Annotated in this window: 4 protein-coding genes; all 4 read right to left on the reverse strand. The window is 70.0% G+C overall.

All coding sequences use genetic code 11. The features are described from left to right. A partial coding sequence (locus AC1MIR_RS24465; protein ID WP_480030785.1) for an Ig-like domain-containing protein occupies positions 1 to 6,446 on the reverse strand: 6,446 nt, incomplete at its 3' end. 173 nt (positions 6,447 to 6,619) lie between these two features. Continuing rightward, positions 6,620 to 7,105: a hypothetical protein gene (locus tag AC1MIR_RS24470; protein ID WP_480030786.1), complete on the reverse strand. Its 486-nt coding sequence runs from the start codon at positions 7,103 to 7,105 to the stop codon at positions 6,620 to 6,622. Next, positions 7,105 to 8,043: a hypothetical protein gene (locus AC1MIR_RS24475; RefSeq protein WP_480030787.1), complete on the reverse strand. Its 939-nt coding sequence runs from the start codon at positions 8,041 to 8,043 to the stop codon at positions 7,105 to 7,107. The genes AC1MIR_RS24470 and AC1MIR_RS24475 overlap by 1 nt, the downstream gene beginning before the upstream one ends. Continuing rightward, positions 8,040 to 11,594 (reverse strand): phage tail protein (locus AC1MIR_RS24480; RefSeq protein ID WP_480030788.1); only part of this gene is annotated, 3,555 nt, incomplete at its 5' end. The genes AC1MIR_RS24480 and AC1MIR_RS24475, both read right to left, overlap by 4 nt.

Consider the following 11,594-nt stretch of genomic DNA (forward strand, 5'->3'; position numbering starts at 1 on the left):
GCGTTCGCCAACTGCTCGCCCGACAGGCTACCCAGCGAGTAGTCGATGATCGCATCCGCCAGCGCGTTGCCGTTGGTGATCAGGTTCTGGCCGGCCTGCCCCGCCGCCTCACCACCGATCGCTCGAAGAATGTCAACGCCAGTGCGACCAGCGAAATCGGCCGCAGCGTTCGCCAACTGCTCGCCCGACAGGCTACCCAGCGAGTAGTCGATGATCGCATCCGCCAGCGCGTTGCCGTTGGTGATCAGGTTCTGGCCGGCCTGCCCCGCCGCCTCACCACCGATCGCTCGAAGCAGGTTGATGCCGAGCTGTCCGGCGAAACCAGAAACAACGGAGGCCAACTGCGACACGCTGATGGGAGCTTGCAGGTCGCTAGGGCCTGCATTTACACCCGGCGGGGTCATGCCGTGCCAACCCGGGCGCGTGATGCCGCCGTCAGGGTCGGTCACTACGAACAGTCCATCCGCACTGACGGTCCCCGTCCCGTCGATCACCAACCGCCCCGTCGTGTGATCGAAGCTTAGGAGGTTCAGCTTCGTCCCTGGCGCCGCGTTGAAGACGTTGGGCAGCGTCAGCTGCAGCGGCGTCGAGAACACCGCGGCACCCGGCGCCTGGATCGTCAGGTCAAACGTGTGCTGCAGGAGCCCCGGCGGCAGCATGTCGCGCACCAGTTCCGGCGGCACCGTCGAGATGCCCACCAGCGCGTCCTCCAGCGGCTGGCCATCCTCGCCCACCACGCTGCCAGGCTGCACCACAAGCTGGATCAGCCCGCGCTGCTCCGGCGTCAGTCCTGTTGTGCCCTCGGCCGGCACCGTCACCAGCGTGGGCGCGTTGTCGTCGATCTCGGTCAGCACGCTGGTCGCGATGCGCGGCAGGTAGATCTCGCCGCGCGCGGCATTCTCCACCTGCTCGGCGGTCGTTCCCATCGTGCCCATCAGGGTGTTGACCTGGCCGGGGCGGATGGTGACGTCCATCACCATCTCCGGGAAGAAGGCGTCGGCCGGCGCGTTGGTCGCGGTGCGGCCGTCGATCGCCACCTTCACCACGCCGGTCGGCACATCCTTTAGTTCGAAGGCACCCTGCGCGTCAGTGAGGACGAACTTGTCCTCCATCCCCAGGATGAAGACCTTCACCCCCGCCAGGCGCTCCAGGAACACGTCATCGGCCGTGTGCGCCGCGCCGTCGGGGCCAGCCCGAAAATCGTCATAGGTCATCGGCTTCAGGTCGGCGCCGGGCCCGACCACGAAACCCTTCAGCGTGGTGCCGGGCACGCCGGTGCGGCTGACGGTCGTGAAGCTGCTCGCAAGGTCACCGCCAGGCGTCGCATTGCCGTCGCCGTCGAGCAGCGCGCCGTCGCTGGCGGCTCGGATTGCATCGCCGTCCAGATGCAGGGTCACGCGCGATGCGCCCGGCATCGCCTCCTGCAGGAAGAGCCAAGCGCGCAGCCCGTCGGGCGAGACCACGATGCTGCCGGGCAGCACCGCGCCCGCCGTATCGGTCGCGTAGAAGCTTTGCGGCGTCAGCGTCGCAGCATCCACGGCGCGGGTGAAGTTCACCTGCGGCCGGAAGGTCACGCCGACATCACCGGCGCCGTTCGTCGGCGTCAGCGACGCCACCGCGAAGGGGATCGCCTCCGGCAGGCTGAGCGACAGGCTTGTGGTCGTCGTGAAGCCCGCCGCGTCGCGTGCTGTGACGCTCAGTGTCTGCTCGCCCGGTGCGAGGGTACGCAGGTCCAGCGCCGCGTCGAAGGCGCCGGTCGTCTTGTCGAAAACGAGCGGACGCGCGACGCCGCCGTTCCAGCTGTAGCTCACCGAGAGCAGCGCCGAGCCGGTGCCGTCCGCGCTGCCCTGCAGGCGCGCGCCGGCCGCCAGGATCCCGCCATCCGCCAGCCCGGTGAGCGCGATGGTCGGCGCCGTGGTGTCGATGGTGAAGCCGTAGCTCAGCGGCTGGCTGGCATTGCCCGCGGCGTCGCTGGCGCTGAAGTGCAGCACATGCGCGCCCTCCGCCGGCGTGCCGAAAAGGCTCGCCACATCCAGCGTGAAGCGCCCGCGTGCATCGACGCTGACCTCCTGGGCCGGGCCGTCATCCAGCCGGACGAGCAGCGTCTCCAGGCCGCTGAGATTGTCGAGTGCGAAGCCGCTGAGCACCGGGCCCGCGGTCCCCACTGTGCCCGCCTCCTGGTCCAGCAGCAGAATGGGCGCGCGGGTGTCCACATCGGTGCGGAAGGCGTCCAACACCCAGGCAGCTACGTCGCTGCCCAGCGCCTGGCCGACCTGGTTCGAGAACTCGTAGTGGATGCCGCCATAGATCCGGCTGCGCCCAGCCTCCGCCGCCGCATCCCAGAAATCGTCGAAGCTGCGCGTGACGCCGGGCAGGCCAAAGGTCTCGGTCGTGAAGGCCATCGGGCCGAGCAGAGCGGTCAGCACGGAGGCCGCCGCGCCGCTGTAGGTGGAATGGCCCGAGACGTATTCAGGGTGGTTCGGCGTGATCAGCAGGGGCTGCCAGGTCGCGTCTTGCGCCGTGTCGGGATTGCCGTCCTGCTCGGCGTTGCGGATCGCGGTGATCGGCCGCCAGAAGCCATAGGCGTATTTCGTGTCCCAGGCGGCGATGGAAGCGTCCGCCAGGGTGACGTTGAGGATCGCCATCAGGCGCGCCGCGGAGCCCAGGGCGTAGCCCTCCTGCGCGGCGAGGTCGTTCGCGATGGAATTCCAGTGACCCGGAGGGGTGTAGCTGCCGAGGCCATCGGCCCAGAAGCGCGCGATCTCGGTCTGCTCGGCCGTGCGCTCGGTGGAGGTTGCGCTGCCGAGGCGCCGCACCTCGTCCAGCGCGGCGGCGTATTCGGCACTGGTCAGGTCGGGCGGTGCATCGGGACGGAACTGGCCGCCATCGAGCAGGGTGAAGGGCGTCAGATCCGCCCATTGCGGCGCCTGCGCCAGTTCGAACATCGGCGCGGTCGGGCGCCATTCGCCGGGGTCAGTGCCACCGTTGTAAGTGACGAAGGCATCCCAGCCGTCGCGCTCGCGCAGCGCGATCACCGCCTCCGCGATCGCCTCGCCGAAGGCCACCGCCTCGTCCCGCGCGGTACCAGCCGCGATCGCGTCCAGGTCGTCGGCAAGGCGCGCATCGAGGCTCGCCTGCTGGGCAGGAAAGAGATAGCTGAGCACGCGATGCGCCGCCGCGGCGACCGCGGCCGCGGCCGGAATCCCCGCGGGCGCGTCGAGGCCCACCAGGAAGGCGGGCGTGCCGTCGATCGCCGCGAGCGTGTCGAGCACGGCGATGCTCTCCATCGCCAGGGCACGCGTGGCAAAGGTCGGGATCGACGCATCCGCGCGGATGGCGTCCAGCGTGGCCTGGTTCCAGGCCAGCACCGGATCGGGCCCGGTCGTGTCCTCGCGCGTCAGCACGAAGCTGCGGGTCGTGCTGTTCCCGGCGGCATCCACCACGCGGATTTCGAGCGTGTTCTCGCCGGGTGCCAGTTCGACATCGGGCAGCACAAAGCTGCCATCGCTGGCGACAAGCGCCTTGCGCGCCGTTCCGTCGAGTTCGACGAGCGTGCCGGGCTCGGCCGTGCCGAGCAGGGTCACGCGCGCGAGCGCGGTGCTGCCGTCGCCGAGCGTGCCGGTGTCGGAAGTGGGGGCGAGGCGCAGGCTCGGCTCGCCCGGCGCCGTCGTGTCCACCGTCACGACATAGGGCAGGGAAGGCTCGCTCGCCTCGCCGCCGGAGGTGACGGCGCGCGCGGTGAAACTGTGCTGGCCCTCGGGCAGCGACGTGCCGCGGTAGTCGAAGGACCAGGCTCCGCCCGGCGTGGCGACCGCGCTGCCGATCACCGCACCGCCGAGCAGCACCTCCACGGTCGCGCCCGGCGTAGCGGTGCCGAGCAGGACGAGCGTGGGGTCGGCCGTGACCTGGTCGCCGGTGGTCCCGGTATCGGTCTCGATGCCAGAGATCTGCGGCGTGACCGGCGGTCCGTCCGGCTCGGCGGTGACATCGATTGTCAGCGTCCGCAGATCGGAGGCGAGGCCATGCCGGTCGGTGACGAAATACTGCACCACCAGGCGCTCGACCTGACCACCGCCGAGGCCGTCGAAGTCGTTCAGCGGGTCGAAGGTGAAGGCGCCGCCGGCGCCGAGCGTCAGCTGCCCCTTTCCGGTCGGCAGCCCGCCCACGAAGCTGTAGGTCAGCGTGTCGGCGTCGTCGTCCGCGTCCACGTCATCGGCAATCAGCCGGCCCTCAACCGGCGCCTCCGTCCCGGTGGCGAGCGCGACACTCGTGGCGACCGGCGCCTCATTGGCATTGCCCACGGTGATGGCGACGTTGCGCGTGAGCGACAGCCCGCCAGTGTCGGTCGCGGTCACCGCGAGCGTCACGACTGGCGTCGCCTCGTGGTCGAGCGCAACGCCGGGCGCGAGGCGCAACTGGTTCCCGGCAGCGATTTCGAAGCGCGCGTCTGAGATGGAAAGGAGCATGGGCTCCTCGCCATCCGGGTCGAGCACACTCAGCTGGCCGATCACCAGGCCGGCGAGGTTCTCGCCGATCGCCGCGGGTGCGAGGAGGATGTCGGTCGGCGCGGCGTTCGGCCCAATCCGCATGATCTGGTCGGAGAAGCGCAGTAGTTCGACGGAGCTGAGGCTGTCGGCGCCGCCCGCCAGGCCTGCTCCCGCGATGCCCTGGACGAGGTAGGTGACGGTGCCCTGGCGGACGACGGCATAGTCCGAGGCCTTGCCAGCGTAGACAGCGGTGTCGAAGCCGCTGTCACCCGTCAGCGTGTCATTACCGGTACCGCCGATCAGAAGGTCGCTGCCACCACCGCCCAGGAGACGATCGTGATCACCGCCGCCATCGAGCGTATCGGCACCATTGCCGCCCGAGATCTGATCGTCTCCGGCCAGGCCGCGCAGAAGGTTCGCGCCGCTGTTGCCGGCCAGCGCGTTCGCCAGCGCGTTGCCTGTGCCCGCGATGTCCGCCGTCCCTAGGAGCGACAAGTGCTCCACGGCCACCGGCAGCGTGTAGCTGATCGCACTCAGCACCGTGTCGATGCCGGCATCCACCAGCTCGATCACCTGGTCCGCGTCCACCAGCACGTAGGTGTCGTCGCCTGGGCCGCCATCGAGGCGGTCTACGCCCTCGCCGCCAACGAGGCTGTCCGCACCCTCGCCGCCCTGCAGCGTGTCGTTGCCGAGCCCGCCGTTCAGCGTGTCATTGCCATCGTATCCAAGCAGGCGATTGTTCGCGACGTTGCCGAGGATGAAGTTGTGCTCGGCATTGCCGTCGCCGCGCACATTGGCCGTGCCGTTGAAGCGCAGCACCTCGATATGGTCGGGCAGCGCGAAGGTGGCGTTGGCGACCACGGTGTCGTTGCCGCCGCCCGCCTGCTCGATCAGCAGGTCGGTCGAGTCGATCAGGTAGAGGTCGTCGCCGCCGCCACCGATCAGCGTATCTGCGCGGCCGCCGCCGATGAGCTGGTTCGCGGCGTCGTTGCCGGTGATGATGTTGGCGAGATTGTTGCCGGTGCCGTTGATGGCGTCGCCGCCGGTCAGCACCAAGTCCTCCTGGTGCGCGCCAAGCGTCCAGGTGACCGAGGCATAGACCGTATCAGCGCCGCCCGTGCGGGTCTCGACGATCCGGTCGCCGGCATCGTCCACCACATAGCTGTCGTTGCCAGTGCCACCGGCCATGCTGTCGGCGCCAGCGCCGCCGATCAGCGAGTCGTCGCCCCCTCCGCCAGCCAGCGTGTCGTTGTCGCCGCCACCATCCAGTCTGTTCGCGGCAGCGTTACCGACTATTCGGTTCGCAAGCTCGTTGCCGCTGGCGTCAATCGCCGCAACCCCGGTTAGGGTCAGGTTCTCTAGGTTGGGGCCTAGCATCCAGCTGATGCTGCTGGCGACCGTGTCGATGCCCTCGTTCTGGGCCTCGACGACTGTGTCGCCGACGTCGTCGACGGTGTAGGTGTCATCACCGGCACCGCCCTCCATTCGGTCAGCCCCGCTGCCACCGTCGAGCGTGTCGTTGCCGGCATCACCGATGAGCGTGTCGTCGCCGGCGATGCCCAGCAGCCGATCGGCGAAGCCCGTCCCCATAATTCGGTTGGCCAGCCCGTTGCCCGTTCCGGTCAACCCAAGGGCGCCGCTGAGCCGCAGCGCCTCCACATGGGCAGGCAGCGTCCAGGACAAGGAGGCAATGATCGTGTCCGCGCCCTCGTCCGCCTCCTCAATCACCACGTCGCCGGCGTCGTCGACCAGGAAGACGTCCGATCCGAGGCCGCCGATCAGGCGGTCGGCATCGGCGCCGCCATCCAGCGTATCGGCCCCATCGCCACCCTCGACCGTATCCGCGCCGGCCAAACCGGCAATCGTGTCCGCATCGGGGGTGGGGAGACCTGACACGCCGGCCGAAACGGCTGCAGCAACAATGCTGTCTGCTTCGTTCGTGCCAAGAACGATGGCCATCGCAGTTCCGCCTGATTAGCAACAGATTACAGGCTGTCATTTCGAACCGGGGGCATTCAAGGCGCATCGCTGCGTTCTCGTATTAATGATTTACAATGACTCTTTGTTGATGGGTCGTTGCGGAAAACTCGCGCAGAAGTTGTGCTGGGCTGCGTGGGCCTTCGACGCTCCGGTCACACGGCCCACTCGAACCGCAGGAACGTGCGGTTCGGATCATTGCCGTAGGACACCAGCCCGAACGTGCCGCTTGGCCCGCAGGTGACGCGGAACTGGTGGCCGGGCGAGACGGTGACAGTCGTCTCCGGCACGTCGATGGTCTGGTCCGGCGTGCCGCCGGGGTGAGAGGCGGTGCCCTCCGAGATCGTGTCCCATGTGGAGCCGCCGTTCGTGCTCCGCTGGATGCGCGCGAACACCGTGCCCGCGGCGGAGCCGCCTTGCCCGTCATGCCGCACGCGTGCCCAGACCTTCGCTGATCCAATGCCGGCCGGCACGGCGACGATGCTGCTGGTCGGGCTGAAGGCGTTCAGCGTGTCGACGGCCTCCGCGTTCCAGACCACGCGCGAGGAGGAGAGCGCCTGCGAGGAGGTATAGGTTCCGTAAAGCCAGAGCTCGCCGAGTTGGAACTGCTGCATCGCGCCGACGGCGCCCGGGCTGATCATCACGCGAGCTCCAGATTGCCGAACAGCACCCAGGTGTTCGCCGTGAGCTTCGTCGCCTGCACCACGGCGTGCTGCACGGCGGTGCTGGCGAGATGCGTCGGTGCGACGTTGATGGTCGCACCCGAGCCGGCCGCGAAGGTGAGCGCGCCCGTCGACGCCTGCGAGAAGGTGAGCGACGTGCCGATCGGAAAGGCGGCGGTGGCGTCGGACGGCAGCGTGATAGTGCAGGCATTGGTGCAGCGGAACCAATGGCCGGCCTGAGCCAGCACGGGCGCGAGGGTGCTGTCGGTGTGCGTCACGACAGGCGTTGTGGGTACGCCGAAGCCGAGCCCGGTGGCGCTTGCGTTCACCACCACGGCGCGGCCGGCCTGGCCGGCGTAGGTGCCGGGCGTGTCGGTGAGATCGAGGAAGGTCTCGGCACCGGGGCCGGAGAACTCGAAGAACTCGAGCCCGTCTTCATCGCCGTTGACGCGCAGCAGGCGGAGCGCCTGGCCGGCGTAGGCATCCGGCGTGTCGGTGAGCGCCAGGAAGTTTTCGGCGCCCGCCGCGCCATCGGCCCCCTGCAGGATCACCGCCAAGCCGTCCGCGGTGCCGTCCGTGCGGATCAGTGCCGCGCTGCCGGCGGGGACAACGACGCTCGTCGCGCCGCGCTGGACGGTGACATCTTCGGTCGACGTCGCGCCGTCCACGCTGATCAGCGCATAGCGTTCGACCAGAGGCAGGGTGACGGTGCGACCTGGGACAGTCGTGTTTATGACGCGCACGCCGAGCGCCTCACGATACTGCGCGGCGGTCAGCGTCACGTTGCCCGCCGCGACATCCGCGACGAAGGTGGCGGTGATAGCGCGATCCAGCGCCGTGAAGGCCGCGTTGGCCGTCACCTCCTTCTGGCTCTGGCTGGCGACGATCAGGGGGATGGCGAGATTCGGCGTGGTCATAGTGTGGCCCTTGCTGCGATGCCGCGACCGGCGATGGCGCTTAGCTGGTAGACGCGGACGGTGACGGCGGACTGCGGCGCGCCGAAGTCGGCGGTGTGGTCGGCGGCGGTGTAGGTGGCGCTCGGGGAGGACAGCCCGGTGATCGTCCGCACCACGGTGTCGCCGTCGAGGATATCCACCTCGTATGCTTCGGCCGCCTCGCTGAGCGGCACCTCGACTGTGCCGTCGGCCCAGCCGCCGCCGACCCGTGTGCGGCGAACCCAGGTGATGGTGAGGTTGCCTTCCTCGTCACGCGTGCCGGCGAGATGCGCTGGCGCATAGGGCCGCTCGGCCCGGCCGCGGATCGACTTCGCCACGGTCGCCGCCGCGGTCTCTACCGTCTCGTAGATCGACGGCGCCCGATGGTGGCGCGTCGCGCTCATCTCCGTGGTCACCGCCTGGAAGCGCAGCGCGTCGTCCAGCAGCACGAAGACGTCGCCGACGCCGCGGGAGGGGATTTGGTCCTCGGTGCCGCGCCGGCCGCGCAGCAGGATGGTGAGCCGGTATCGACCGCTGCCGAGGTCGGTGGCGTCACGGAACTGGATCACCTCGGCCGCGCCGTCGAGGCCGATGAGCGCCGCGGTGTTCTCGCCGTTCAGCACCTCCAGCGCGGTGGCGCTGTCAAGCGCGCCGGTCTCCAGCTGCACCTCGAGCGCGCCCGCGTCGTCCCAGGTCCAGGGGCTGCGCGGCGCCGGAGGCATGGCGGTGACGACGCCCCAGGTCATCGACCGCGTGATGGCGCCGATCTCCTCCCAGGCCAGCAGGTCGGGGCTGCGGAATAGCGTGGCGCCGCGAAACGCCTGGCCGCGATAGCCGCCGATCAGCGCGTATTCCCGCAGCCCCGCCCCGCCGAGGTCGTCGGCGTCGAGGATCAGCGGCAGGTCGGGCAGCAGAAGGCGGACGGCGTAGGGCAGCGGCAGCGTCGGCGGCACCCAGCCGGAGCCCCCGTCGGCCGGCGCGGTCAGCGCATAGGCTGCCGCGTCCTCCGTCACCGCCTCGATGCGCGTCGTCCAATTGGCGCCCAGCTGCGTGGACAGCACCCGGCAGCGGATCGTGGCGCCATCGGCGAGGCCGAGGGTGATCGGGTCGGTGGGGACGAGCCGAGTGTGGCGCGGGCCGACGGCAAAGCTGAGCCGGGTGCGCTCGCGCCAGGTGGCGGTGATGAGCCGCCGCGCGATCGCCTTCGCCTCGCCGCCTGTGAGTGGGATCGGCAGGTCGAGCGTGCTGCTGGCGGTGGCCGCGACGGTCGGCGTCGGGCTGACCGGCCGCCGCCAGGACTGTGCGTTCGGCTCCCCCGCCCGGTCCACGTCGAGGTAGCGCACCGTCAGCTCGCGCGGCAGCTCGGCATCCTGCGCCCGCTGCTCGCTCAGCGCCGAGGTGTCCGCCCGCTCTTGCGCCAGGTCGACATACGGCACGGTCGCCACCACGCTGCCGGCGCGCTTGCGGAACACGAGGGAATCATCCTGCTCGACGGCGTCGAACTGGAAGGCGCTGGCGAGCGGGGTGATGGCGTCGCGGGCCGACATCGGCCGCGGAAGGACATAGCCGCGCAGGCTGTCGGTGAGGCCCGCGACGTTGATGTCGCCCGGCGCAAGGCCGGCGCGGGTGCAGAGCTGCTGGACGACGTCGCCGAGCGTGAGGTCGGTGGCCGTGGCGCGGGTGAGAAAGCGCTTGGTGGGGAGGTTCGATGTGCCGGAGAAGCCGATCACCGCGCCCTGCTCGTCGATCCAGAAGCGGTTGGAGAAGTCGGCGCCGTCCTGGTTCCAGGTGGCGAGGCCGGTGCCGGTCTGCAGCACGAGGTCGCCGCCCAGGCCCCAGGTGCTGCCGAGCACGCGCTCCATCCGGCCGGGCCCGCCGGCAAAGCGACCGACCGGCGCGTGGTCCACGATCTTCCAGACCACCCCGCTGCCGGGGGCATACTTGAAGGTGGAGTAGCGGCTGTAGGGCCCGGCGCTGCCGCCGGCGTTGCTGATGGTGAGGACCAGCGTGCTGTCCGAAGAATCCCACCAGGCGTGGTGGATCAACGGCCGATCGCCGCCGGCGTCGATCTCGGCCGCGACGTCAATGGCCGGGAAGTCAGTGCGGGTGATGACGAGCGCGGGGCTGTAGCGCAGCCGGATCATCTCGATCCGCGGCTCCGTGCTCCAGCCGGTGCTGCGCAGATACCAGAGGTCCGCACCGGCGGTGCCGGGGGCGCCCGGCACGAGCTGCACGTCCAGGATGTCGGTCTGGATGATGCCGTGCCGTCCGGGGATGGCCAGCGGCGCGGTGGCGTCCCGCCCGCCCCAGACGTAGGTCATTGTGGCGGCGTCGATCGTGACCGCGCCGGCCTGCCCACCCTGCACGATTACCAGCACCCGCTGGCCCCCATCCGCCTGCGGCACCGCGACGCTGGCGATCTGCATCGGCACGAACAGCGCGATCGTGTCGTCCCCGTCGAAGACCGGGTTGGAACCCTGCAGCGGCCCGAAATAGGCGACGCCGCGCATGGTGTCCGGATCGATCTTCCAGAGCGGCACGCGCATGGACTGGCCGCCCGTCATGTAGAGGAAGCCGTCCACGCCGACATGCAGGATGCCGGCGGTGGTGCTGCTGGCGTTGGGCGCGCTGCCCTCGGGAAAGAAGTGGCCGAGCATCTGGTCGATGCGGTGCTCGCCGATGGTCTGCATGGTGACGAGGTCGTAGACGCGGATCATCTCGTCGGCGCCGCCGCCGGCCGAGCCCGCGCGCTGACGGCCCTCGTAGAGCCGGCCGCGGCGGTAGTCGATCGCGACCCGGTTGCTCCAGCCCGCGCCCATGAGGAAGTCGCTCGGGCTGGAGGCGAAGAGCGGCACGTCCGGCGGCTGGCCCGGCTGCTCGGGAAAGCTGCGGACGGCGTTGCCCGCAACTTCCACCGTGACGTTCGGCATGCGGTTGCCGAAGCGGTCGAGCGGCACCCGTTCGAAGACGATATAGGCCAGGCCGCGGTGCGCCGGTGCGTCCTCGCCTTCGATGCTGGCGATCAGCGGATCGGGCAGCTGCGCCTCGTCGCCGGGATAGAAGCGCCAGGTCAGGCCCGGCACCTGGACGACGCCGGTCGCCGCCTCGGCGTCGAAGACCAGCTTGTCGTCCAGCCAGATTTTCAGCAGCTGTGCGTTCGGCGAAGGCGAGAGCCACTCGTAGAGGCCGACCGCCCAGGACAGGAAATAGCTGTAGGTGGTCTGGGAGGGGCCGCGGCTGCCACCCTTGCCGCGCTGGCGCTGCGTGGAGGAAACCTCCTCGATCGCGGTTTTCCAGATGACGTTGCCGGCGATTTTCGCGCGTCCGGTGGCGACCGGGATGGGCACGCCATAACTGGAGGTCTGGACGGTGAGGTCGGTGAGGCGCGGCCCCTGGGCGTCCTGGCCGCGCTGCGGAAACAGCAGCGCGCCGGCGACGCCGCCGCGCGCCCCCCCGCCCAGGGCGCCCCGCCGGGGGCCGCCGCCCGGGGCGCCGGGGCCGCGGGCCGCGCCCCGCGCGGCGCCGCCGCCCCC

This window comes from Falsiroseomonas sp. RANM36, assembly GCF_056682175.1.